Origin of the sequence: Streptomyces sp. NPDC007164, assembly GCF_040634135.1 — a bacterium.
GTDB lineage: Bacteria > Actinomycetota > Actinomycetes > Streptomycetales > Streptomycetaceae > Streptomyces > Streptomyces sanglieri.
The window spans coordinates 307,105-331,772 of sequence record NZ_JBEYFB010000003.1 but is presented as its reverse complement, the minus strand read 5'-3'; the positions used below and the strand labels follow the sequence as shown (position 1 = coordinate 331,772).

At 74.8% G+C, this 24,668-nt stretch carries 20 protein-coding genes; 11 read left to right on the top strand and 9 right to left on the bottom strand.

Translation table 11 applies throughout. The features are described 5' to 3' along the window. Window positions 1-3 precede the first annotated feature (3 nt). The 3 genes from ABZ622_RS08100 to ABZ622_RS08090 all read right to left on the bottom strand — a co-directional run bounded on the left by ABZ622_RS08100 (window position 4) and on the right by ABZ622_RS08090 (window position 3,510). On the bottom strand, window positions 4-1,752 hold the full coding sequence (locus ABZ622_RS08100) for a hypothetical protein (RefSeq protein WP_360541526.1): 1,749 nt from the start codon (window positions 1,750-1,752) through the stop codon (window positions 4-6). Continuing rightward, window positions 1,727-2,515, bottom strand: coding sequence for a hypothetical protein (locus tag ABZ622_RS08095; protein WP_360541524.1), 789 nt, complete (start codon window positions 2,513-2,515; stop codon window positions 1,727-1,729). Before ABZ622_RS08095 ends, ABZ622_RS08100 begins: the two co-directional genes overlap by 26 nt. Window positions 2,516-2,778: 263 nt before the next feature. Then, the gene (locus ABZ622_RS08090; RefSeq protein WP_360541522.1) at window positions 2,779-3,510 is read right to left on the bottom strand and encodes a hypothetical protein; all 732 of its coding nucleotides are present in this window, start codon (window positions 3,508-3,510) and stop codon (window positions 2,779-2,781) included. Window positions 3,511-3,934: 424 nt separating this feature from the next. Here ABZ622_RS08090 and ABZ622_RS08085 point away from each other — a divergent pair, with 424 nt between their 5' ends. Continuing rightward, window positions 3,935-4,639, top strand: coding sequence for a 4Fe-4S single cluster domain-containing protein (locus tag ABZ622_RS08085; RefSeq protein WP_360541520.1), 705 nt, complete (start codon window positions 3,935-3,937; stop codon window positions 4,637-4,639). Here the strand turns inward: ABZ622_RS08085 and ABZ622_RS08080 are convergent. Further along, entirely contained in the window at window positions 4,614-5,888 is a 1,275-nt protein-coding gene (locus ABZ622_RS08080; protein WP_360541518.1) for an Appr-1-p processing protein, read from the bottom strand. The two genes, ABZ622_RS08085 and ABZ622_RS08080, sit on opposite strands and share 26 nt — an antisense overlap. Window positions 5,889-6,007: 119 nt before the next feature. Between ABZ622_RS08080 and ABZ622_RS08075 the strand changes: the two genes are divergently transcribed. Genes ABZ622_RS08075 through ABZ622_RS08060 form a run of 4 tightly spaced genes read left to right on the top strand, consistent with a single transcriptional unit; the run spans window position 6,008 to window position 12,769 of the window. Then, window positions 6,008-8,380, top strand: a complete 2,373-nt coding sequence (locus tag ABZ622_RS08075; protein ID WP_360541516.1) for a protein kinase — start codon at window positions 6,008-6,010, stop codon at window positions 8,378-8,380. Beyond that, complete coding sequence (locus tag ABZ622_RS08070) at window positions 8,377-10,050, top strand: hypothetical protein (RefSeq protein ID WP_360541514.1); 1,674 nt, start codon at window positions 8,377-8,379, stop codon at window positions 10,048-10,050. Before ABZ622_RS08075 ends, ABZ622_RS08070 begins: the two co-directional genes overlap by 4 nt. A 59-nt stretch (window positions 10,051-10,109) precedes the next feature. Then, the gene (locus ABZ622_RS08065) at window positions 10,110-12,179 is read left to right on the top strand and encodes an AAA family ATPase (RefSeq protein WP_360541512.1); all 2,070 of its coding nucleotides are present in this window, start codon (window positions 10,110-10,112) and stop codon (window positions 12,177-12,179) included. Then, entirely contained in the window at window positions 12,176-12,769 is a 594-nt protein-coding gene (locus ABZ622_RS08060; RefSeq protein ID WP_360541510.1) for an FHA domain-containing protein, read from the top strand. The genes ABZ622_RS08065 and ABZ622_RS08060 overlap by 4 nt, the downstream gene beginning before the upstream one ends. A gap of 111 nt (window positions 12,770-12,880) precedes the next feature. On the opposite strand, the gene ABZ622_RS08055 is transcribed toward ABZ622_RS08060, so the two are convergent. Genes ABZ622_RS08055 through ABZ622_RS08045 form a run of 3 tightly spaced genes read right to left on the bottom strand, consistent with a single transcriptional unit; the run spans window position 12,881 to window position 17,914 of the window. Continuing rightward, entirely contained in the window at window positions 12,881-13,540 is a 660-nt protein-coding gene (locus tag ABZ622_RS08055; RefSeq protein WP_360541508.1) for an RES family NAD+ phosphorylase, read from the bottom strand. Further along, complete coding sequence (locus tag ABZ622_RS08050) at window positions 13,540-14,202, bottom strand: hypothetical protein (RefSeq protein WP_360541506.1); 663 nt, start codon at window positions 14,200-14,202, stop codon at window positions 13,540-13,542. The genes ABZ622_RS08055 and ABZ622_RS08050 overlap by 1 nt, the downstream gene beginning before the upstream one ends. Before the next feature lie 16 nt (window positions 14,203-14,218). Further along, on the bottom strand, window positions 14,219-17,914 hold the full coding sequence (locus tag ABZ622_RS08045; RefSeq protein ID WP_360541504.1) for a CHAT domain-containing protein: 3,696 nt from the start codon (window positions 17,912-17,914) through the stop codon (window positions 14,219-14,221). Between the two features lie 355 nt (window positions 17,915-18,269). Here ABZ622_RS08045 and ABZ622_RS08040 point away from each other — a divergent pair, with 355 nt between their 5' ends. Together ABZ622_RS08040 and ABZ622_RS08035 are read left to right on the top strand one after the other, a co-directional pair. Next, window positions 18,270-18,644 (top strand): hypothetical protein, encoded by a 375-nt coding sequence (locus ABZ622_RS08040; protein ID WP_360541502.1) that lies wholly within the window; start codon window positions 18,270-18,272, stop codon window positions 18,642-18,644. Further along, the gene (locus ABZ622_RS08035) at window positions 18,641-19,282 is read left to right on the top strand and encodes a hypothetical protein (protein ID WP_360541500.1); all 642 of its coding nucleotides are present in this window, start codon (window positions 18,641-18,643) and stop codon (window positions 19,280-19,282) included. The genes ABZ622_RS08040 and ABZ622_RS08035 overlap by 4 nt, the downstream gene beginning before the upstream one ends. 54 nt (window positions 19,283-19,336) lie before the next feature. Here ABZ622_RS08035 and ABZ622_RS08030 read toward each other — a convergent pair whose 3' ends face one another. After that, on the bottom strand, window positions 19,337-19,771 hold the full coding sequence (locus tag ABZ622_RS08030; protein WP_360541498.1) for a hypothetical protein: 435 nt from the start codon (window positions 19,769-19,771) through the stop codon (window positions 19,337-19,339). A gap of 118 nt (window positions 19,772-19,889) precedes the next feature. Between ABZ622_RS08030 and ABZ622_RS08025 the strand changes: the two genes are divergently transcribed. The 4 genes from ABZ622_RS08025 to ABZ622_RS08010 all read left to right on the top strand — a co-directional run bounded on the left by ABZ622_RS08025 (window position 19,890) and on the right by ABZ622_RS08010 (window position 24,161). Next, a complete protein-coding gene (locus tag ABZ622_RS08025) occupies window positions 19,890-20,786 on the top strand; it encodes a hypothetical protein (protein ID WP_360541496.1) in 897 nt (298 codons plus the stop codon). Between the two features lie 102 nt (window positions 20,787-20,888). Beyond that, window positions 20,889-21,839, top strand: coding sequence for an NADP-dependent oxidoreductase (locus ABZ622_RS08020; protein WP_360541494.1), 951 nt, complete (start codon window positions 20,889-20,891; stop codon window positions 21,837-21,839). A 77-nt stretch (window positions 21,840-21,916) separates the two neighbouring features. Next, window positions 21,917-22,168 (top strand): DUF2630 family protein, encoded by a 252-nt coding sequence (locus tag ABZ622_RS08015; protein ID WP_360541492.1) that lies wholly within the window; start codon window positions 21,917-21,919, stop codon window positions 22,166-22,168. A gap of 76 nt (window positions 22,169-22,244) precedes the next feature. Next, a complete protein-coding gene (locus ABZ622_RS08010; RefSeq protein WP_360541649.1) occupies window positions 22,245-24,161 on the top strand; it encodes an FUSC family protein in 1,917 nt (638 codons plus the stop codon). 7 nt (window positions 24,162-24,168) lie between these two features. Here ABZ622_RS08010 and ABZ622_RS08005 read toward each other — a convergent pair whose 3' ends face one another. Next, window positions 24,169-24,618 carry an RNA-binding S4 domain-containing protein gene (locus ABZ622_RS08005; protein WP_360541490.1) on the bottom strand — a complete coding sequence of 150 codons (450 nt, stop codon included), beginning with the start codon at window positions 24,616-24,618 and terminating at the stop codon, window positions 24,169-24,171. Window positions 24,619-24,668 lie beyond the last annotated feature (50 nt).

The following is a 24,668-nucleotide window of genomic DNA, read 5'->3' as shown; positions in this document are numbered from 1 at the left end:
GCGTCATGAGCCCGCGCGGACCGGCGGCCGGGGACGGCGCGGCAGCAGCGGCCAGGTGGCGGACAGCTTCATCGCCGCCTCGGTCACCGCGGGATCACTCGATCGCTCCATCGCCCCCTCCAGAAAGGCATGGGCCGCCGCCTCGTACAGATCGTCCGTGGCCCGGACCCGGGCGTCCACGGCCTCCCGGCGCTGGGTGGCACGGTCCTGTGCCGTTTGGGTGAGCGAGCGGGCCCGGTCGGCGGCGGCACGGGCCTCCTCCCGCTGCCGGAACCTGCCGGCCCGGCGTTCCAGCGCCGCGCGGTACGCGTCCAGATAGGGATGCTCCCTGAGCAGCCCCAGCAGGAAGCCGATGCCGCCGGACAGGAAGAGCAGGGCCACGAACATCCAGGTGATCGTCTGCGGAGCCAGATGGAGGCTGTCCACCAGCGTCGGCTGTGTGCCGAGGCTGTCCGCACCGCTGAAGTCACCGAGATCCGACGGGACGTCGACGGGATCGGGGTGCTGGAGCACCAGCCTGGCCCGCAGATCGCCCAGGGCCCAGCCGGAGAACCCCCAGACCCCCATCAGGCCCAGCGCCGGAACGACGGCGGCCTTGAGGGATCCGGTCGCCGCGCGGCTGCGCAGGGTCCGTCCCGCGAGGTGCGGCAGGAGCACCATCAGCACGGCGGTGGAGATCGCCAGCGTGCCGGACAGGAAGTCGCTGCCCGCGCTGCCCCTGCCGTGGAAGGGCTGGAAGGCGATCCAGTAGATCGGTATCTCGACCGCCGCGATGGCCAGGAGCATGGCCCAGGTCAGCCACGCGGGCATGCCCGGACGTTCGGGCATGCCCTCCCAGCCCGCGTCGGGCGGCGGGACCAGGCCGCCGAGGGGCTGCGGCTCCGGCTCCTCCCCCGGGGTGGAGCCCCGGCCGGCGGGCGGCCGGGCGGTGTCCGGCCAGGCGGTGTCCGGCCGGGCGGCGTCCGGCTCCCCGGTGGGGTCGATCGACTGCCAGTCGTCGTCGGCCGGGCCGTCGCCCGGCACCGGCGCGGGCCCGCGCCGCCCGTCGGGGTCCTGGCCGGCCCGGCCGCCGGGCGGTGTTCCGGGGGCGGCCCGGCCCCCGGGCGGTGTTCCGTCCGGGCGGGAGAGCGAACCGCTGTCCCCACCGGCCTCCGCGTCGGGGAACCTCGCCTGGATCCAGCGGAGTTCGACCCGCTCCCGGACACCGTCCCGGAACCTCTCCCACCGCACCGCCCGGGCCGCGAGCCGGTTCAGCTGGCGCCAGGACGACCGGACCCCGTCGTCGGCCTCCCGCAACAGCTGGTCCCGCAGCCGGCTCTCCACCTCGGCCGCTTCCACGTCCGCCCTGGCGCGCCCGTCCAGCAGGAGCTCCGCCCTCTCCTCGTCCGCCGCCTCGGCCCACAGCTGCTGCTGCACCATGTCGCGCACGGCGGCGAGTTCGCCGAAATAGGGCACCTGTCCGTCGCTGTCGAGCACCCAGGGGTCGAGCGCGCCCGACCGGGCGGCCCTGCCACGCACGACGAACCGCCGCCGGCCCACGACCGCTCCGGCCCCACGCTTGCGGGCGCCCTCGATCAGGCGGCGCTGCTGCCGGTCCGTCAGTACCAGCGGGCGGCGCCGGGGCCCCGCCTCCGGGGGCGCCGCCCGGCGGTCCGCGCCCCGGCGTCCGGTCCCGGCACGCAGCGGCCCCGGAACCCTGAGCCGCCGCCGGCGCGGCTCCCCGGGGTCACTTCCGGTAGTCGTCGTGGACATGCGCCTTCGCCCTCCCGCTCAGGATCTCGGACCAGAACGCGTCGAACGGCCGGTACTCGCTCGGCTTCGCGTCGCGGCTCATGCCGTAGCCGACGGGGTAGACGTCCATGCCGGTGATTCCCGGTACACCCCGGTCGCCGAGCAGGGTGTCGACGGCCCGCTCCCGGCTCTCCTCCGTCGCGATCTCGTCCGCCCTGAGTGTGAACTCCTTGTCGGCCTGCTCGAAGTCGCTCACCACCAGCAGACTCGGCGTCCCCTTGCCTGACGGCATGGCGTCACCGATCCGAGCCAGGGCCCCGATCACGTCCGAACCCCCTTGTGTGCGGGCGCACTTGAGCATGGTGAGCGCCCCCTTGGCCGCCAGGACCCGTGCCGACCTGCGCATGCTGTCGCGGTCGGACATCTCGTCCCCCGGCGGGTCGAGATCGATGTCCCCGACCCGGCAGGAGGAGGTCTGCGAAGAGCGGGTGACCGGGGCGAACGACAGCGTGCCGCAGTGCCGTTCGGTCAGGAAGGGGACGAGCGTGGACTTGAGCTTGGCCTCGGCGTCGAAGCCCCGGCCGCCGGCCGATCCGGAACCCGAACCGTCGACGACCAGCCCGCACGGCGTGCGGAGATCGTCGGCCTCGGCGGACGCGGAGCAGCCGGCGACGGCCGCGAGCGACGCGACGAGTGCCAGGGCCGGGACGGCGCGCCGGAACCGGCCGGACCGGCGCGGCAGCCCGGTCGCGGTCGGACGGCCGGGCGGGTGGGGCACGTTCATGGCTCTCTCCGTGTTCGTACGAAGGTTCACGGTTTGCTGGACGTCGGCGGTGGTGAACGGCCGTGCAGGTCCGACGGCTGGACTGGCGGCCGGTCCGACGGCCGGACTGGCGGCCGGACTGACGGTCGGTCCTGCGGCTGGTCCGACGGTCGGTCCTGTGGTGAACGGCCGTGCCGATGCGACGGGCGGTCCGGCGCTGACCCGCCGTGCCGATGCGACGGCCGGTCCGACGGCGGCCCGCCGTGCCGGTTCGGGTGGGCGGGTCATCCGTGCCCCCGCCCCGGGCCCGTCGCCGCCCCGCGCGGTGTACCGGGGGCCTCGCCCCGTACGGGCTGCTCGTCGAGGATGGCCAGCGCGCGGGTCACCGGGTGATCCGTCCGGCCCCGGACCGGGGCGGGCCACAGACCGCCGTCCACCCGGAGCCAGTCATCGGTGTGCTGCCAGGACTCGTCGAGAACGATGTGGCCGGGCAGCCGGTGCGGGTGCTCCATCGGGAACGGCTCCCGCGGCAGCGGCCGGAGGCTCGTCAGGACGGCCGCCCAGTAGTGGGCGAGCCGCTGGTTCGCCTCATGGGTCAGGACGGCGGCCCGGCCCCGGCACACCCCCGCCGCGGCCCGCCACACACCGATGAGTTCGCCGTACCGGGCGAGTGCGGCCGGGGCGTGGGCCCGCCGCACGTCGTACTGGGTGACCACCCGCACGGACTCGGCGTGGATCCGCGCGCACAGCTCGCGCTCGTCGTGCAGCAGCCGCGAGCGCAACTGGTCGGCCCCGCGCGACGCGCTCGCCCGTATCCCCAGCACATGGGGTGTCAGCAGTTCCGGATACGGATCGGCGGCGTCCCGCGGCAGGGTGCCCGGGTACGTGGGCGAAGCGAGCCGGGCCCGCAGAGCGGGCGCGTCCTTCCGCCCCTGATGCCTGTCGTGGAATGCGGTGATCCGGCCGCGCCAGGCATAGCGGGCCGAACTACTGAGACGATTCGTGTCGATTCTCATGGCGGAATCCCCTTCCCCCGTGCAGTCGCCTTCCGGCAACCGCCTTTTCTCCGTTCGAACGCGCTCCGGCGGCCCTTCCCGCACGGCGCGGGTCCGGTCCTTCACCCCCACCGCACCCGCTCCTGGCGTGCTCGCCGGAAGGGCCCCGAAGCTGAATCGGGGAACGGAGCGTAGCCGACCGGACAAGGGAAATTCCCGGCCTTTCGACCGCGCATTCGGCTCTGCGGGCATTTCCCGGAACACATCCGGAATCGGCCCGGGAAGCAACCGGACGCCACCCGGAAACGCCCGGAAATCCACCGGAAGAAATGTGCCGCGGCCCGGCCCCTGCCTCGATACTCGATTTCGAGGACGTCTCCGGCGGCGCCCGCTCGGCACCGCCGGAGCGGACGGCCCGGCAGGAAGCGGGAAGGGGGGAGGGCGGATGCGGATCAGGGTCAGCGGGACGCACTTCCCGCTGGAGACGCTGGGGCCGGGCCGACGGCTGGGCATCTGGCTGCAGGGCTGTCCGCTGGCGTGCCCCGGCTGCATGTCACGGCACACCTGGGATGCCGAGGCCGGTGAATCCGTGGACGTGGAGACGCTGTTGGAGCTGTGGCGGTCCGCGCTCGGCCGCGGTGCGGCGGGCATGACGGTGAGCGGTGGCGAACCGCTCGCCCAGCCCGCGGCCCTGGCCGAGCTGCTCCGGGGCGCCGCCCGGCTGCGTTCCGCGTGGACCCGCCCCGGTACGACCGACGACGGGCTCCCCGCCGACCTGCTGGTCTACACGGGCTACGAGGAGTCCGAGCTGGACACCGTCCGGCGTACCGCCCTGGCGTCCGCGGACGCGGTGGTGACCGGGCGCTTCCGGGTCGCCGAACCGACCGGGCTGGTGTGGCGCGGCTCGGCGAACCAGCGGCTGACGCCGTGCACCGGCCTCGGCCGGGTCCGGTACGCGCCGCACCTGGACCGGGAGGCGGACGGGCCGGCGGTACAGATCGTCGTGGAGCCGGCCCAGGTGTCCGGAGGGCCGGCGAAACCTCCCGCGGTACGGCTTCTCGGCGTACCGCGCAGGGGTGAACTCCTGTATCTCGAAAGGTGGTTGAGAGAGCGTGGGCTACGACTCAGGGAGCGGAGCTGGCGGCCGTGAGCAGTTTCGCCAGCTCGGGGCGCTGGGCCACCAGGTGCACCGTCCAGGACGGATCGCGGCTCAGCTCCTCGTGGACGGCCCAGCACAGCCAGCGCGCCGCCTTCTCCGGCGGCAGTCCGTGCCCCGCGCCGAGCAGCGGGAAGCAGAGCGAGGAGAGCGGCGGGTCGTACCTGTCGCGTTCCGCGCGGGCCAGTCGGAAGCTGGCCGAGACCGCCTCCGCGAGGACGTGCGGATCGACCCGATAGCCGTGTCCGTCGCTCGTGGGGGAAGCGACGGCCGCGTGGTGGATGCGGCGCACACCGCGCTCGGCGAGGGCTCCCGGCGAGGTCGGGACCACGGTGCCGGGGCGCACCGGGAGCCCGGACCGGCCGTGTGCCCGCATCCACTCGACCAGTTCACGGGCGAGGACGTCGTCGACCGTCTCGCCGGCCTCGTCACGTATCGCGGCGGCCCTGCGCAGCGATCCGGACACGGTGGAGCGGAACGTCTTGGACATCTCCAGGTAGATGTTCTCCGAGGACACCAGGATGTCGATGTCCCGCAGCAGTTCGATCGACGCGACGTGCACGGTGACGCGGTGCACGGCGGCGGCCGGCAGCGGTGGTCCGGTCAGCCGGGTCGGCGGGTCGGGCACCGGGTCCGGTGTCCGCACGGACGGGGGTGCCCCTTCCGGACCGGCCGTGTCCGGCGGGGGCGGTCCGGCGATGGCCGACCGGGCCACCGTCAGTACCGCGAGCGCCAGTTCCGCGATCACCTCCTGCTCCTGGCTCTTGCGGAAGCGTTCGGACGTGACGCCGTAGACGGCCGCCGCGGCCTTGCGGCGCTCCTGGCCCGAGACACCGCGCCAGTCCGGCAGCAGCCCGAAGGTGTGGGCCGCCGCCCTGGCGAGGGGGTCGCCCCGGGTGCCGTCGGCGGAGAGGGTACGGCCGCCGAGATGCCGCACCCCGGCCTTCAGCAGCATCTCCACTCCGGCGGCCTCGTCACCGGAACCCCCGCACAGACCTGCGGCGACGGCCACTCTGACCAGGGCCTCGGGCCGCAGGGTGCGCAGGCCGGACAGACCCGGTCTGCGCAGCGCCCGCAGCTCCGCGGCCAGCCGTTCGGCACCGGGCAGCGGCGGAAGCACCCTGCCTCCGGCACGGGGCGGCCCGCCGGGCGGCCCCGCCGTGCCGGAAGCGGGCGATGCCTCCGAGGACATGGGCCCGAGGGGCTCTGGAGCGGACGAGGAGGGATGGGTCTCCTGGCTCATGGCCGACACGATATGCCCGCCCGTCCGCGCGCGGGAGGCCGTCGCCACAACCTTGTCCGGCCGGGCGGCACGGCCACCGTCGCCGCCCGGCCCGGCCCCGTCACCGGAAGGGGTGCCGCATGACTGTTCCGCCGCCCACGGAGGTCGAGGCCGAGGTCGACGAGGCCGGGACCGGCCACCGCGATCCGCGTGACGCGGAGACCCGCAGGGGGCTGGACCGGGTACCGGCCGCGCTGGGCGCACGCTTCGACCTCACCCAGGTGCTGAGCAGCGTCCAACGGCCGTCCCAGGCCGTGGTGCTGCGGGTCAAGGACCGGGAGGCCCGGCACGCGCCCGCCGATGTCCCCCTCGTGCTGAAGTGGTACCACCACCGGTTCGGCCCCGACCCCGGCGTCCGCCGCGTCCTGGCCGAAGGGCCGGGCGGGCCGGGCGGACCGGTCGCCGGGCTGCTGGAGAGCGGCACCGCCGACGGCCACCCCTACGAACTGACCCTCTCGTACGGCGAGACCGACCTCGCCCGCTACCGGGCCGACCATCCCGGACCGCTGCCGCCCGCCCTGGTCCGGGCCGTCGTGGAACAGCTCCACGCGGCGCTGGTCGCGGTGCACGCGCGGGACATCGTGCACCGCGACGTGACACCCGACAACATCATGGTGCGGATCCAGAACGAGGACCGACCCGAACTGGTGCTGATCGACTTCGGCGCGGCGGTGCACGAGCCCCAGCACGACCGGCCGCGCCGGCGCGGCTGGGTGGGCAAACCGCTCTACCTGGCGCCGGAGGCGGCCCCGCACCGGCAGGCGGTGACCCCCGCCGTCGACTGGTGGTCGTTCGGCATGGTCGTCGCCGAACTGGCCGGCGGCAGCCACCCGATCGACTTCCGCGGCGACGAGGAGGTGCTCACCGAGGTCGCCACCCACGACCCCGAACTGCCCCTGGTCACCGACCCCCGCCTGCTGATGCTCTGTCACGGCCTGCTCACCCGCGCCCCCGAGCACCGCTGGGGCGGCGAACAGGTGGCGGCCTGGCTGCGGGGGGACTCCCCGCCGGTCGCGCCCCGCACCTCCGGCGCCGCGCTGCGCGACCTCCCGCCCCGGCGCACGCTGCTCCCCTTCCCCTTCATGGGCCGGGAGGTCACCGGCGCCGAGGAGCTGGCCCGCCTCCTGGACGTCAACCGCCTGGCCACCGCACGGCTGCTGGGCCGCCGGAGCCGGCGGGCCGAACTGGTCGATTGGCTGGGCCAGTTCACCGATGCGCCGGGCCGCGGCGCCGAGGAGAACGAACGGCTCGCCGCCCTGCGCACGGAGCTCGCCGAACCACCGGACGCCCGGACCACCACACAGCTGATCAACTGGCTGGGCCCGCGGCTGGAGGTGTCCCACCACGGGGTACCCCTCGACACCCTGGGCATCCGGCGGCTGGCCGAGGCGGTCGCGGACGGCGACACCGAGGCCCGCGCGGTACTGACCGACCTCCACCGGCACGAGCTGCTGCCCCTGCTCGCCGAACGTCCGGGCGGCGCCGGGCTCGACGAGGTCCACCGGCGGTGGCAGGCGCACCGGGCCGCCTGGCGGCCGCTGACGGACGAGATCCTGTCGCGCGGCGGCCCCCGCGACCGCGGCTCCGCACGCGCCCGGCTGCGCCGCACCGACACCGTCGACGCGATGCTGCTGCGCCTCGCCCACGAACCGGGGCGGGTCGCGGCGGAACTGACACGGGGAGCCGGCACGGCGCGGGCCGGCCTGGCCGCACCCGTCGACTGGTACAACCGCCTCCTCGCCGATCCCGACGACCTCCTGCGGCTGATCGCCGCACGGCTGCTGGCCGGCGTCGCCGCCGACGAGGCCGCGGCACGCCACACGGAGCTGGCCGAGGCCGAGGCAGCCCGGCTGCTGGCCGCCGACCAGGACGCCACCCTGGTCTGGCTGCGCCGGCTGGAGCGCCCGGCGATGCTGGGCTGGGCGTTGCTCGGCGCCACCCTGGCCACCATGCCGTGGGGGTTCGTGATCGGCCTCGCCGACGTCCTCGGGCGGGCCTCCCAGCAGGCGGTCGTACTCGCCTGGGCGCAGGCCCTGCCCGCCGCCGCCGCGGTGTTCGCCCTGGAGCTGTCCGCCGCCGCGTTCATCGGCCCGCCCCACTACCACCCCCGGCGCTCGCTCGCCGGGCGGCTGATCGCCACGTCGGAACGCCCCGCCCGGTTCGCCCGGTCCCGCGGTCTGCGCACCCTGCTGCCGTCGGCCGCGCTGCTGGCCGGGGCGGCGGCCCTGGGGATCTACGCGGTCACCGTCGCCCCGTGGGTCTGGCCGATCGGCACCGTCGTGGCACTCGCCGTCTGGACGGTGCGCCGCGCGGTCTCCTGGCGTCTGGAGCTGAGCCGGCTGCGCGCCCGGCGGGCCATGGACCGCACCGGCCGTCCGCGGGGCGTCGTACCCACGGGCCCGGCGCCCCTGTACCGGACGCACCGTCCGCCGCCACGTGGAGGAGACCGATGAGCGTAGGAACCGCCCTGCCCACGATCGGCGAGGTGCTCCCCGTGGTCGACTACGCGCCGGCCGCCCAGCCGGTCGGCGATCTCGTCTCGCACGCCCAGACCTTCGCGCACCCCGATGTCGCCCATGTGCCGGGGGTCGCGGACGCGGCCCACCAGGCCGCCGGGCACCTGACCGACGCGGCGGCCCACGGTCTGCACGAGCTCCTCGCCCCGGCGGCCGTCGCCCTGGGAGCGCTCAGCGGGGCGCTGCTGGCCGGACGGGCCGCCCTCGTCACCACCCAGGTGCTCGCGGCGGCGGCCGTACGGGCCGCCGAGGAACAGGCGTGTCTCGAACGACGGCAGGAGGCGTCCGCCACCGCGGCCCGGCAGTGGGAGGTCGCCGCCTTCGCCGCCACCCGGGCGAACGCGCGGCGGGCGGCACTGCTCGCACGGATACGGCGGGCCGCGCGGGCGGCCCCGCCCGGCGCTCCACCGCCGCCGGCGCCCGGCCTCCCCGGGCCCCTCACCCCGGTGGGCATGCCACTGGCCCGGCTGCGTGAGCGGCTGGCCGTGCTGGACGACCGGATGCGGCACGCCGAGGCCGCGCACGCCGAATGGGTCCTGCGGGAGAACCGGAACGCCTTCACCGCTCCGCGGGACGACGCCTGGCAGCGTGAACTGCGGGCCCGGCGCGCCTCGGTGCTGGACGAGCACCGGTCGCGGCCGGACGCCGCGCGGGACGCGGACCCCTCCGCGTCCCGCCGGGAGGACGAGGCCCTGCCGCGGCCGCCCGCCGCCGAGGAACTGCGGCCCGAGGACGCCGTGCGGATCGGGGCCGAGCTGCTCGCCCGGCTCGACGTGGCCGCCACGGCCGAGGACGCCGAACCGGCCGCGGCCGCGGTGCGGCACGCGCTCGCCGCCGCCGCGACCCGCCCGCTCAAGGCCCGTACCCACCTGCGCGAGGCGCGCCGCTTCGTCGCCGCCACCAACCGTGCCGTACGGGCCCGCCGGGCCGCCGAGGAACGGGCCGCCGCACAGCTCCACTTCCTGGAGACCACCGCCCCGCAGGGCACGGACCCGCTGCCGCCGGCCCCCGCCGAGACCGCGCTGCTGCGCCGGGTGCTCGACGAGGGCCGCCGGCTGGAACCCCATGAGCAGCGCCAGGTGGACGACCGGGTGTCGGAGCGGCTGGCAGAGCTGGAGCGCCGGTACGTCGAACGGATGCTGCGGCTCGCGATCTCCGGCACGGACCGCTTCGACACCCGGCCGGCCACCTCATCGCACCCGCACGGCCGGCTCGTCCGTTTCGACTGGACGCCACCGGGCTGGGGCGCCGAGCACTGGCTGCGCATCGCCCTGGACGGCGAGCACGCGCGGGTGGCCACCATGCGCCGCGAAGGGCCCGGTGCGCGCGACGCCGCCGCGCTCGCCCTGGACGACGAACGGTGCCACGAGGCCGACGGCCACCTGGAACAGCTGCGGGGCATCGCACAACAGCTCGGCGTCGAGCTGGACTTCGCCTTCGAGGAGAGCGGCACCGTACCCGGAACCCGGGGCGAGCAGGGTGTCCTCGTCCTCGACGAGGACACCGCGGACGCCCGGCCGGACGCACGGGGGAGGGCGCACGAGGAGCACCGGCGCCGGAGCGACGACCGGCCCGGTCACCGCACGGCCCGGCCCGACGGCCGCTGACCCGGGCCACCGCCCCGCCGCGGGCAACGTGAACACGATCGAGGATGCGGAGGAAGCGCGTGGACACCCACGGCATCGAGGACACCCGGTTCCACGAGGACCGTACGCACCGCCCGGACCACGGCGACCGGTTCGCCAAGGTCCGGGACGACACGGACCGGCACGGGCCGGACCGCGCGGTGCCGCTGTTCGTCGAGGAGCTGACGGGCACGCTGGGCGTGCACTCCCAGTACGTCCTGCACGGCAACATCCAGGACCTCCACCTGGTGCGTCACGGGTCCCGGGACGACCACCACCGGTTGGTGGAGGTCGTGTGGAACGCCCTGCGCGGCCTGGGGTACCAGGCGCTGATCCGCTACGACCAGATCCGGGGCTTCCGCGTCGTCACGGGCCCCGAACAGCTGATGGTCGAGGAACTGCTGCACGCCACCCGGCGGTCCGGCGGCCGGGACCAGCACCGCCCGCCGGTCCTCATGGAGACCGAACCGCTGCTCCACGGCATCGTCACGGGCTGGGCCGAGTACCGGCGCGCCGGCCACGGCAACGGCCGGCCGCAGGAGCCCCTCCGGGTCGCCCTGCTCGTCGAGCACGCCGCCCGGCTCACCACCGATGTCACCCGGCTCACCGATTCCGAACGCGACTTCTTCGTGGCCTGCCTCAAGCTCGCCGAGGAGGCCGCGCCGCTCCCGCTGCCGCCGGGCGTGCTGTCGCCCTCCGCGAGCCGCGGCGCCGCACCGCTGTTCAACCCGGTCATCTGGCTCACCGAGGGCGAACGGGACCTGCCGAACTGGCTGGTCTCCGGGAGCGAACGCATCCGCACCATCGCGGTGCCCGACCCGGACGCCGACGAGCGCAGGCGGATGGCCGCGCTCCTGCGGCACGAGCACACCGGACCGGACGGCGACGGGGACCGCACCGCCCGCGAGGCGGCGGGCAAGGACCCGGTGGACGCCTTCGCACGGGCGTCCACCGGGCTGCCGCTGCGGGCCATGCGGCAGTCCCTCGACCTGGCTCTCTCCCGGGGCATTCCGTTCGCCGCCATGCCCGACGCGGTGCGGATGTACCGGCTGGGGGTGGAGAAGAACCCGTGGCGGCGCGACGAGATCCGGCAGCGGATCATCGCGGGCGAACGCACCGTTCCGGAGCGGGTGATCGGGCAGGAGGCGGCCGTCTCCATGACGCTGGACATCCTCAAACGGGCCGCGATGGGGCTCTCGGGCTCCCAGGCCACCAACCCGGGCCACCGGCCGCGCGGTGTGCTGTTCTTCGCGGGCCCCACCGGCACGGGCAAGACCGAACTGGCCAAGGCCGTCGCCTCGGTGCTGTTCGACAGCGACCAGGCGTACCTGCGCTTCGACATGAGCGAGTTCTCGTCCTCGCACTCGGCGGACCGTCTGGTGGGAGCCCCGCCCGGATACGTGGGGTACGAGGCGGGCGGAGAGCTGACGACCGCGGTGCGCGGCAATCCGTTCCGGGTGATCCTGTTCGACGAGATCGAGAAGGCCGACAAGGGAGTCCTCGACAAGTTCCTCCAGGTGCTGGAGGACGGCAGGCTCACCGACGGGCAGGGCGTCACCACGTACTTCAGCGAGTGCGTGCTGATCTTCACCTCCAATCTGGGGGTGCAGCGCACCGATCCGCAGACCGAGGAACGGGAGTGGATCGTCCGTCCGGGAACCCCGTACCGGGAACTGGCCCGGACCGTGCGGCTGAACGTGAAGCGTCACTTCGAGCACGTCATCGGCCGGCCCGAGCTGATGAACCGGCTCGGCGGCAATGTGGTGGTCTTCGACTTCATCTCCGGCGAGGTGGCCGAACGGATCATGAAACTCCAGATCGACAACATCCGGCGCCAGCTGCTGGCCGAGCACAGCATCGCCCTCGAACTCTCCCCGCACGCACGGGCCCAGCTGACCGAGTACTGCACCCACGACCAGTGGAACGGTGGCCGGGGCATCGGCATGACGCTGGAGACGCACCTGATCAACCCGCTGGCCCGCGCCCTGTTCGCCGACCCGGCGATCGGTGCGGGCTGGACCGTGTCGGTGCGGGAGGTCCACGAGCGCGACGACGGCCGGGTGGAGATCCGCATCGACACGTCCCCCGGCCTCGTGCCGGGTCAGCGATGACCGCACCGGTCCCGGGCGCCGGCGGGGACCGGGACGACGGGTACGACGGGTACGACGGGTACGACGACTGGGAACCCGTCCTGGACGAGGGGGTGCGCGGACCGCTCCCGCCGCCCCCGGACACCGCCGCCGGGGTGCGCTGCCCCGGCTGTGCGGCTCTCGTGCCGCCCGGGACGCGGCACTGCCCACGCTGCCTGGCCCGGATCGGCGGCAGGGGAGGCGGGCGCGACGGGCGCGACGGAACGACACCGCCCGGCGCCCGGGTGGTGCTGCACTTCGACACCCTGGCCCTGTCGCTGCCCGTCCGCCCCGGGGAACCGCTGAGGCTCGGCAGGGACACGGACTGGGCCCCCGGCCTGTCCGGTGCCTTCGCGGAACTGACCACCGTGTCCCGCCGGCACGCCCGGGTGACCGCCGACCCGGACGGCTCGGTCTGGGTCACCGAGGAGAGCGACGGAACCGTGAACGGCACCTGGGTGAACGGCGCCCACCTCCTGCCCGGTGAACGGCACCGGCTGCGGCACGGCGACCGCCTCCAGCTGGGCCACCGGGTCGCCTGCACCGTTCGCATCACGGGGGACGGACCCTGACGGCCAGGCGGCCCGGCGCCCCGGCGGCCCGGCGCCCCGGCGGCCCGTACGAGCTGGGCCTCACCCGGCCCGCACGAGCTGGGCGTCACCCCGGCCCGTACGAGCCGGGCGTCACTCCGGCCACGGCGACGAGATCACCGCCCGGAGCGGGTTGAGCAGCCGGTTCGCCTCGGCCACGCCCTCGGGGGAGTCGAGCCGCAGGCTCCGGTCCGGGACGGTGTCCAGCGGGTTCTCCCCGCAGCGGTCGCCGAAGAGCTGCAGGACGTTCCTGGGCCGGCACCGCTTCGACTCCCAGGCCAGGCCGTTCACTTCGCAGGCGTGCTCACGGATCAGCCGGACCCAGTAGCGGGTCTTCGGATAGTCCCCGGCCTCGGAGTCGACCAGCCAGGAGTCCTGCCAGACGGCTGCCAGGCCCTCGGCCGTGGCCAGTTCGACGAGCGACAGCGCGCGGGGGGTGCGCAGTGCGGAGAGCGTGTACCGGGACGCCTGCGCCCACGGCACCAGCCGTACGGCCGTACGGTCCTCGAAGTCCACCGAGCGCAGCAGGACTTCGCAGAGCGCGGTGACCGGGTCGAGCGCGGCGTAGAGGAAGGGGTAGGGATCCTGCTCGGTGGCGTCGAACCGGCTGCCGCCGAAGTAGGGGTGGGCGGGGTTGGGGTTGAAGGACTCCGGGCCGAATTCGTTCTGGTGGCAGCGCCAGAGTTCGGTTCCTTCGGGCAGGACCCTCAGCAGGGGCCGCATGGAGACGCCGGTGGGCGGAATCCGGTCCATCAGCAGCCCGCCACCAGTTCGAGTGCGGCCTGTGCGAGGTCCTCGTCGGGGACCTCGCCGAGGAGTTCGGCCGGGATGCCGGCCAGCCGGCCGTTGCCGCCCAGCCACCAGTCCGCGGCGCCCCAGGGGTCCTTGTCGGCCATCAGGATGTGGTTGACGCGACGTACCACCGGCTGTGGTTCGGCCGTGCCCGGGACGAACTGGAACCGGGGATACCGGTCGCCGGACCCGGGGTGGGTCAGTCTGATGAGACCGGCGGCCTCGGGGTCGTCCGCGGTTTCCGGGGCGAGTTCCGCCGGACCCAGTGCCGGGGTCCGCCACAGCCGCTCGTGGGCGGCCCGGAGCAGGTCCGCGGGGCCGGGCGGAGGGTCGGCGAACACGTCGAGCAGTTGGCCGAGCAGTGCCCGGTCGACGGTCGGGGCGGGCGGGGCGTCCACGTAGCGGACCGTGCCGCTCAGTTCCCGGGCCACCGGGTGGTCCGGGGGCAGCGAGCGCAGTTGCATCCGCAGGGTGCGCAGGGCCCGTTCGACGGCCTTGCGGTCGCCGGCCGCCGCGAGGTCGTTCAGACCGTCGCGCAGCCGTGCGCGCCGGCCGCCGTCGAGGGCGGCGAGCGTCATCGGCCAGTGCGTCCGGAGCAGGGAAAGGAACGCGTCAGGGGTCATCTCCGTGCTTCTCCTTTCACGAGGCGGGCGTGTTCCGGCCGGGAGCGCCGCCGTGGCCGGACGGTCCCGGGTTGCCCTGGTGGATGAAGGCGGCCCAGGCGAACGGCACCGACAGGTCCAGTTCGTCGGCCGCGCGGCGGAGTTCGGGCGTCAGACCGCGCACGCGGTCGCGCCGGCCGGGCGGCGCCAGCATCCAGCGCTGGGCGGCCCGCAACGCGTCCGGCGGGGCCAGCCCGGCACCGAGGCGGTCGTGGAAGACGGTCATCAGTACCGAGGAGGCCACGTCCGGCACGGCCCAGCGGGAGCCCACCACATCGGCGGCCAGCCGGTGCGCCAGGGCCGTGGTCAGCGTCAGCGCCTCGTCGTGGTCGCGGGCGCTGAGGTCCGTCTCGCAGGCGCTGAGCACGACCAGGGGGCCGCCCGTCCCCTCCGCACGGTCGAGCGGTGTGTCCAGCAGGGTGGTGACCGTGAGCCTGCCCGCCTCCGGTTCCGCGCCCTCGGGCCAGCCGAGTTCCAGCGCGGAGGCGGTGGGGTCGGAGCCCGCCATCCCGTGGCAGGCCAGGTGTACGAGGGCGACGCGCCCGGTGTTCCGTCCGGGCCCCGCCCCCAGCAGTGCCAGCACCTCGTCCGGGGTTCCCTCGGGCGGTTGTGGGGTCAGGTCGCGGGTCATCAGGGATCCGTACAGGGCGGCGTCCGGGTAGTAGGTGTCGGCCAGGGCCAGCACCTCGTCCTCGGCACTCTCCAGGTCCCAGCCGGGGACGCACACCAGCGCCTGTCCCCGGTCGGCCGGCAGCCGTTCCCGGCCGGCCGACCGCGCGAACTCCCGTCCGGACGCGGCGTACGAGAGGACGGCCAGCTCACACGCCCGGACCGTGGTGGGACGGGTGTCCGGCGCCGGTCCGTGCACGAGTGCCGGGGGAACCGTGAGCAGGGCCGCCTGCCAGGGCACCACACCGAGGTTCCCGCAGGCGATCAGGGTCAGCCGGACCGGTCGCGGCGCGGGTCCGGGCACGGGGCCGCCCGCCAGGCCGGACTCCGCGAGTCCCCTTTCCCACAGGGCGAGTTCGTCGAGCACCGGGCCCATCACGGCCTCGCCCGCCCAGACGCAGAGAGCGTCCAGCGCCGCCTCCCAGCGCTGCTGTCCGCGCCGGGCCGTGGCGTGCTGGGCGGCGGCGTCCAGATAGCCGTCGAGCGGGGCCCGGCCGCCGGCCGACAGGCCGGGCAGCGGCAGCGACCGGGGCGGCTGCCCCGGGACCAGCAGCACGGCTGAGCCGTCCCCGCCGCCCTGCCCCGGCAGGAGGTACACCAGCGCGTCGGTCCCCGCCCGCCCGACGGCGGCGATCAGCTCGGGCACGTCGGGAATCCGCGCGGGGGCGTCCTCCCCGTCGGCGGGGCGCAGCAGTTCCAGAGCCCGGCGGCGCAGGGTGCTCGGCAGCTCCGGGCTGCCGAACGAGGCGCCCAGCACGGACTCCGCCAGCTCGGACCGGCCGCCCCGCGCACGGAGGGCGGTGGCCGCCGGGGGAGCGTCCCGGCGCCACTGGCCGGCCAGTTCGTGCTCACCGCGCTCCGCCAGCCGTTCGGCGACCGTGGCCGAGACGGCCGCCGCCCCGAGGACCAGTGCCCGCCCCTCCTCCAGGCAGGCCACCGCGTCCTCGGGCCGCCCGGCGCGGACCGCCCAGCCGGCGGCGGCCAGCGCACGGCTGGCACCGGTCCTGGCGACCTGGAGGCCGTGCTGGACGCCCTGCTGGAGCAGTACGTCGTCGGCGGTGGTGCGCAGCGAACTCCGGGCGCACTCGACCGCCCTGGCCAGATCGGCCCCCTCGTGGGCGGCCCGCCGCCCGTACGCGTCGGCCAGCTGCCAGTGCACGGCGGCGGCCGATGCCCCGCTCGCCTGCCCCAACTCCTCCTCGGTGCACTCCAGTTCGGTGATCATCTCGTCCAGGACGGACGGCTCCCCGGTCAGGCCGTACACCGCGTCGAGGGCCAGCCCGATCGCGCTCCGTGCCCGCACCCGCTGATCGGCCATGACGGGAACGCCCCGCAGGGTCGCCCGGGTGCGCCGGATGCCTTCCTGGATGCGGTCGACGGAGGGCTCCAGGAAGGAGTTGAGGGTCAGCAACGGCGCCCAGCTCATGTCGAGCAGCGGCTGTGCGATCTGCGGTGCGCCCGGACACGTCAGCGCCTGCTCCTGGTAGTGCACCGCGCTGCGCAGCGAGTCGACGCTGCCGGTGAGCGAGGCAAGAGCGAGATGGACCAAGCCCAGTTCGTAGAGCGGGAGGAACAACCACCCGTCGTCGCAGTCGTCCACGAGGTCGAGGAGGTCTCCCACGAACGCTTCGAGCGTCTCCGTGTCACCGGCCTCGATCGCCTCGGTCACCCGCATCTGGATCTGCAGGCACCGGGCCGTCAGCAGCAATCCGGCCGAGCCCGGCAGGTCGGGCATGGTCCCGGCCAGTCCCCCGCCGGGAAGCAGCGACTCGTCCAGGAGGGCGCGCGCCTCCTGGAGGTCCTGGAGGCTCCCGCCGGTCAGCATGGCGCCGATCAGGATGCCGGGCAGCGCGCCCCGCGCCATCCAGGCCAGGGTGTCGTCGGGTCCGGACGCCGTCACGGCCTCGCGGATCAACCGCAACGACTCCTGGAAGTGCTCCGGACGGCCGCTGCGCAGCCCGAGCCCCATCGAGCCGAACGCGGCCAGGACCTGATCGCCGGGATCCGCCCCCTGCCCGGGGTCGCCCAGCCTGCCCATCAGCTCGGCGATTTCCTGCTTGGAGAGCATGCCCGGCCGGTTCATCTCGATGAGCAGGGCCAGGCTGTCGCGCCAGCTGTCGATCGCGTCGGCCGATTCCGGTGCCGACAGGGCGGCCGCGGCCGCGGACAGTTCCTGCGGGCGGGACCGCGGGCCGGGCTCCTCTGCCGGACGGCCGGACACCACGGCCGCCCCCTCGTCCGCCGCGTCCGGTGCCGGGCCCCCGTCCGACAGGCTCCGTGCGTAGTCCTGCGCCAGCGGGACCACCGCCCGCAGGACCGAGCCCATCGGGCCGGAGGTCATCGCCGGGCCGAGATCACCGGCGAGCATCGCCTGGCACATGGCCATCAGGCCCTGGGCATCGCCCCCGTCCGCCACCGCGGCGTACTCACCCATCATCGAGAGTCCCCGGAGCACCTCGGGCGGAATTCCGCCCGTCTGCCCACCGATCTCCTCCACCAGCCGGCCGATCTCGGGAACGGCTTCGAGGATGCCGGCACCGCCGAGCCTCTCGGGCCTGCCCAACTGCATCAGCAGCGAAAGCCCGTCCAGGCCGATCTCATGGTCGGGGCCGCCCAGGGTGGTGCGTACCGCCGGGCCCAGCAGCAGGGCGACGAGTTCACGCGCGGCCCCCAGCCGGTCGTCCGGCACGAGGAGACCGGACGACCGGGCCCCGCGCAGCAGGCGGATCGCCTCGTGCCGGTCGGCCTCCTCCCCGTCGGCCGCCCACCGCGAACCGGTCAGCATCCCGAGCCGGACCGTCATCGTCTGCCGCAGCGGATCGTCCGGCATGCCGCTCGCGAACTCGTCGATGAGGGCTCCGAGTTCGGACATCAGCGCGTCACGTTCCGCTCCCTGCGGGCCGGCCGGCTCGGCGACCGCCGCGGGCAGTGCCCGCGCTCCCTCGGCCCGGCGGATCGCGTCGGCCGCCCGCCCCCTCGGTCCGGCGTCGTCGGTGTCGCTCAACACCCCTCCCTCCGCCGCCCGTTCGGGCAGTCGTGGTGCCCCCGGGTCCACCCGGGGCCCTGTTGCGGACATGATGCCCACGCACGCCGGTCGTCAGGGCCGTTTCGCGGCAGCCGCCGGAATACGTCCCACAATCGACCAGAATCCGGACAACAGCCTTCCGGCCAGCGGTGATTCCGGCACCGTGCGGCGGACCGGCACCGTCGCACCGCCGACCGCGTCCCGCCCCGGAGCCGCCGCGCCGGAACACGGCCCGGCCCTCTGGCAGCATCGGAACCCGGACGCGAGCCATCGCCGTCCCCGCGACCCACTGCCGTTCGCCGCCCCGCCCCGCATCACCCACGGGAGACGCCTCATGCCCGAGCCCGCCCCGCACACACGGAACCCGACGGACCCCTCCCGTGCGGGCCGCACGCCCGCCCTCCCGTACGAGGAGGTCACGGAACCCGGCTACCCCGCCTCGTACACCGCCGGCCTGCGCATCGAAACCACCGGGGACGGAGCCGTCCTGACCGGCGCCTGTCCGCGCTGCCACTGCACGACGGTCTACACCTGGACGCGTTCGGTCGTCCGGGCGGCACCGCGGGCGGGCCGGTCCGGGGGCGCCGGCCCGGGGGCCGTCCCGGTGCCGGTGCTCTGCGTCTGCACGACCGAGCACCCGGGCAGGCCCGGCGACGAGGAGGGCTGCGGAGCGTACTGGAACATCCTGCTGGAGAGGGAGCGGAGATGACCTGGCGTGCCGTACCGGGACCGGCCGGGACCCCGGCCGACCGGCTCGCGGCCCGCCGTCACCGCGCCCTGCTGCGCCGGGAACTCCCCCGGGTCCGGGAGTCCGCGCTGGCCTGGCGCAACGGTCTCGCCGCGCTCCTGGCCGGGCTGGTCGGGTTCGGCCTGCTCCGGGGCCGCAGCGACATCGGCTCGCTCGCCGCTCCGTACGCCGTCACCGTCGGCCTCGTGCTGCTCCTCGCGCTCCTCTGCGGCGGCGCGGGGGGCCTTTCGCTGCTGCGTGCCGCCCACGGCCGGCCGGCGTCCGCGGGCGACGCCGACGCGTTCCGGTTCGACAGCGCCGCCGCGGACCACACCGAGGCCCTGCGCGCCGCCCAGGCCCTCGCACGGGGCGTGCCGCTCACCCTCTGCTGCGCCGCGCTGCTCATCGCGGCCGTGGGGATCACCTGGTACGGGCCGTCCAAGGAGGGCCCCCGCGTCTCGGTCACCACCCCCGACGGAACGGTCTGCGGGGAACCGCTGAGCACCCGAGGGGGAAGGATGACGCTCAAGACCGACACGGGCCGGGTCACGGCGGACCTCGCCCGGGCCACCGCTGTGCACGCGGTGACGTCCTGCGCCCCGCCGCCGGCGAACGGCTGACGGCGGGGCGCGGGACGGTCGCCGGCGGCACGCACGGGTGGGTGCCGCCCGCGTTCAGGTACGGGAAGGGGAGCGGGGGCGGATGTCCTCGTGCGTGTAGTAGATGTAGAACGTGGTGATGAACATCCCCAGGCCGACCGCGAGTCCGAGCGCCGAGGACCTCAGCACGCTCGAATCGGTCAGCCCGACCAGCAGGCCGATCGCCGCCGCGGTCAGCGCGCCGTAGGCCGCCGCCCGCACCAGGGGCAGCATGGTGTGCTGGATCCGGCCCAGTACGAAGCACAGGGCGGCGAGCACCACCGCGGTGATCAGGCCGTACCAGAACTGCCGGTAGCCGCTCGCGCCGTTGTTGCGGAGGATGAACGAGGCGTAGAGACCGTACGCCGCACCCAGCGTGACGGGGATCGCCCAGGAGAGCGCGCTGTGGCCGCGTGCGTGTGAACTCGGCCGGGTCCGTCCGCGGGACGGCGTTGCCGCGTGTGTGGACATGCGGGGTTCTCCTTCCGTGGCTCCTGTTCCTTCCAGGGCACACCCGGCCGCGCCGCCCGGCAACTCGGATGGCGTACGGCCCGGGGCGTGCCGCCCGTCCGCGGGATTCCCTGGGAGGGTGCGGACGTATCTCTCGGCGGGTCTCTCGGCGGTACTGGTGGTGCTGCTGGCCGTCCTGGTGCCGGTCGGCGCGCTGTCCGCCTGGGTGGATCTGGAGATCGACAACACGGACCGTTACGTCGACGCGGTCGCCCCGCTCGCCTCCGACCCCGATGTGCGGAGCACCGTCACCGACCTCATCACCGACGGGGCGATGAAGCAGATCGACGCCGGGCCGCTCCAGGACACGGTGCGGGACTTCCTGCGCCAGGCGGTGCTCTCCTTCACCACCACCGACGCCTTCCAGGACGCCTGGAACGCCGCCAACCGCACCGCCCACAAGGCCGTCACCGCCGCCCTGGACGGCAACACCGGCGAGGCCGTGACCATCGATCTGGCACCCGTGACCGAGCAGGTCAAACGGAACCTGGAGGAGAACGGGGTGCCGTTCGCCGACCGGATCCCGGTCCAGCACACCGACATCACACTCATCTCCGCCGACCGCGCCGACCAGCTGCGCCACACCTTCCGCCTGCTGCGCACCGGCGGCATCCGGCCGGCCGTGGCCACGCTCGTGATCGCCGTCCTGGCCGTGGCCGTGGCCTGGCTGCGCGGCGGCGGACCGGGCCGCAGACGCTCCTGGCCCGCCGCCCTCTCCGCCACCGCCGTGACCGGGCTCGGCTTCGCGCTCGGGGCGCTGGTGCTGCGCGCGGTGCTCGCGTACACCCGTGACCGGGTGCTGTCCGAGGTGCCGGACAGCGAGACGGCGGGGGCGGCGGCGGTGTACGACGCGCTGACCGGCTCGCTGCGCACGACGGTGTGGACGGTGTTCGGGGTGGGGCTGGCGGTGGCCCTGTGCGCGGTGCTGGTGCGGCTGCGGGTGGCCCGGGGAAAGCCGGGTCCGGGCACGGGCTGACCCGGCCGCGCGGGGGCGGGCGCTCGACGTGCGGCGGCGGGCGGGCCGGGGAACAGTGGTTCTGACGACTGCCGGATCGGGGGCGACTGAGAGGTCTTCCGCATGCGAGCCATAGCCGTCGGCGCGTTCCGGGCCGACCCCGCACTGGTGGAGATACCCAAGCCCGAGCCGGAGGCCGGTGAGGTCCGGGTCAGAATCGAGTACGCCGCGCTCAACCCCTCCGACTGGCAGGCCGCGCAGGGCACCCCGGACGACGGTCCGGCACCCCGGGTGTTCCCGATGGTCGTCGGAGTGGACTTCGCGGGCCGGGTCGACATGATCGGCAGCGGCGAGAACCGGTTCCGGGTCGGCGACCAGGTCTTCGGCCGGGTCGCCCGGCCGAACGCGGCCGGTGGCGGCACGTACTGCGACTACGTGTCCGTACCGCAGGACTCCGCCATCACCGTCGTGCCGCCCGGCCTCCCGCTGCGGGCCGCGGCCGCGCTGCCCTCCGCCGGGATGGCGGCCGCCCAGATCCTGGAGACCGCGGTGTTCCGCGGCCACGAGAGCCTGCTGATCATCGGTGCGGCGGGCGGCGTCGGCAGCTATCTGACCCAGCTCGCCTCGGCCCGCGACATACGCGTGATCGCCGCCGTGCGCGGCGACGAACGCGGGCGGATGACGGAGCTGGGCGCCGCCGTCACCATCGACGTCACCGACCGGCCGCTCGAAGCGGCGGTACGGGAGAGCTGCCCGGACGGCGTGGACGCGCTGGTCGACCTGGTCTCCACCACCCCGGACTCCTTCGCCTCGCACGCCGCCCTGGTGCGCGGCGGCGGCATCGCCCTCACCACCCGGGGCGTCGCCGGCGGGGCCGCCCTGCCCGCGGGCGTGACCGGGATCGACTTCCGGCTCGAACCCACCCCGGTGCTGCTCGACGTCCTGGCCGCGGGCGCCGCCGAGGGCGTGCTGCGGGTGCCCGTCGACATCGAGCTCCCGCTGGAGAAGGCCCCGCAGGCCCTGGACCGGAACCGGACGGGCGGCGCACGCGGCAAGACCGTCATCGTGCTCTGAGCCCCCGCCCGCACCCCTCCCGCCCACTGCCCACTGCCCGCTGCCCACTGCCCACTGCCCGCCACGAAGGAGACGTCATGAACGACCGGGAACACGACATCATCGACGAGATCGGCGGACTCATCTCCGAGGAACGGAGCCTGCGCGACCGCTCGACCCGCGAAATGGGCCTCAGCGAGGAGGAGAAGGCACGGCTGCGTACCGTTGAAGTACGGCTCGACCAGTGCTGGGACCTGATGCGACAGCGCCGGGCGCTGAGCGAGTACGGCGAAGATCCGTCCGAGGCACGGGTCCGGCCCGCCGACGAGGTCGAGGGCTACCAGAGCTGAACGCACGACTCAGGGGGACGCGTTGACCGACACCGAGGCCGGATCCGGACGGCGGCGGACGGCGCCGGCCCCCTGGCTGGCACCACCCCCCTGGCTGCTGAGCGGACTGCGCCCGCAGTCGTCCACACCCATCGCGTGGGCGGCGGTCACCCGCGCCTCCGTCTCCCTGGCGACGCCGCTCGCCGTCGGCTTCGCGCTGGACCGCCCGGCGTACGGCGCGCTCGTCTCCATGGGCGCGCTCTCCGGCGTCATCGGCGACACCGCCGACGCGTACCGGATGCGGATCCTCAACATCGCCGTGCCGCAGCTCTTCGGCGCGCTCGGCATCATGCTCGGCACGCTGGTGTACGGCACCGGCTGGGGGGCCGTCGCCGCCCTGACGCTGGTCGGCCTGGTCTCCGGGATGATGTCGACGATCGGCGCCGTCGCCTCGGTCTCCGGGCTGCTGCTCCTGCTCAACGCGGTGGTCGGCGCCGGACTGCCGATGCCGAGCCCCTGGTGGGCGGCGCCGCTGCTGCTCACGGTCGGCGGCCTGTTCGTGCTCACCCTGACCCTGCTGGCCTGGCCGCTGCGCCGGAAGCTCCCGGAGCGGGTCGTGGTCGCGGGCACCTACCTCGCGGTCGCCGACCTGCTCGCCGCCGCGGGCACCGACGCGTACGAGGAGCGGCGCCAGGCCGTCACCCAGTCCCTCAACACGTCGTACGACCTGATCCTGGCCCGCCGGGCCCGCTACCACGGCCGCAGCAACGCGATGGTGCGACTGCTCGCCCAGCTCAATGTCGTCATCCCGCTCGTCGAGGCGGCCCCCGCCGTCCATGTGCGCCGGCTCACGCTCCCCGACGAGATCCCGGCGGCGGTGCGCGAACTGGCCGTCGCCGTCGAGGAGAGCCGCACCGGCCGCCCCGGACTCACCCTGCCCGCACCCGACTCACCCGCCACCCGGGCGGTGGACAGCGCCCTGCGGCACGCGGCGGTCGTGGTGCACAAGGCCGACCCCGACCCGTACAACGTCGACGACCGGCTCGGCCGCCCCGCCGTGCTCGGGGTACGGATCCGGCGGGCCACCCGCGACGTACTGCTCTCCGGGGCCTCCTGGCGGTACGGGCTGCGGCTCGCCCTGTGCATCGGTCTGGCCCAGGCGCTGACCTCGCTGGTCCTGGTGCCGCGCTCGTACTGGGTGGCGCTGACCGTCACGTTCGTCCTCAAGCCGGACTTCGGCTCGGTGTTCTCGCGGGCCGTGCTGCGTTCGGTGGGCACGGCGGCCGGGCTCGTGATCGCCGCGCCGGTGCTCGCCGCGGTGCCGATCGGCTGGTGGGACGTGCCGGTGATGGTGGTGCTCGCCGCGCTGATCCCGGCGCTCACCGCGAAGGGCTACGCCTTCCAGACCGCGGCCATCACCCCGGTGATCCTGCTCCTGTCCGACCTGCTGAACCACCAGGGCTTCCAGCTGGTCTGGCCGCGCTTCCTGGACAGCCTGATCGGCTGCGCGATCGTGCTGGTGGCGGGCTATCTGCTGTGGCCGGAGAGCTGGCACGTACGGATCGGCCACCGGCTCGCGGACGCGGTGGCGGACATCGCCGACTATGTGGCGTACGCGTTCGAGCCGGGCGGCGACCGGGCGGAGCGGGTGCGGGCCCGGCGCCGGATCTACCGCGACCTGTCCGTCGTACGTTCCGAGTTCCAGCGCGCCCTGACCGAACCGCCGCCGGTCGGCACCCGGGCCGCGGCCTGGTGGCCGCTGGTCGTCGCGGTCGAACGCATCGTGGACGCGACGACGGCGGCCCGGGTCCGGGTCAACCACGGAGCAGCCGAGCCGCCGCCGGCCGAGGTGGCGGAGGTCCGGCGTCAGCTGCGGGAGCTGGCCGAGGGGATACGGGCCAGCGAGGTCCTGGTGGAGGTGCGCACCGAACTTCCGGGCGACGAGGAGGGCGTACTGGCTCCGCTGCGCCAGGAGGTGGCGGCGGCCCGCGCGATCGCCTCGCCCCAGCCGTAGCGGGACCTCACCGTGTGGGACCGTCGCCCCGTGCGGCCTCGCGGGCCGAGGCCTCACGGGCCGACGGGCCGGCCGCGCGCAGCCGCTCCATCTCGCGCCGGTCCCGCTTGGTCGGGCGGCCCGTGCCCCGGTCCCGTACCGGCACCTGGATCGCCGCCTCGCGCGGCGGCGGGGGCGGGCTGTTGTCGACGAAGCACTCCGCCGCCACCGGAGGACCGACCCGCTTCTTGACGATCTTCGACACGACCACGATCCGGTCGCGTCCGGCGTGCCGGAGCCGCACCTCGTCGCCGACGCGGAGCGCCTGGGCGGGCTTGGCCCGCTCGCCGGCGACCTTCACATGACCCGCGCGGCAGGCGGCAGCGGCCTGCGAACGGGTCTTCGTCAGCCGGACCGACCAGATCCAGACGTCGACCCGAACGCTGCCCTCCGCCTGCGGCGCCTCACCGGAAACCATGCCTCCGACTGTAGGGCCTGCCATGGGGGGCGTGGAGGTCATGGGTGTCG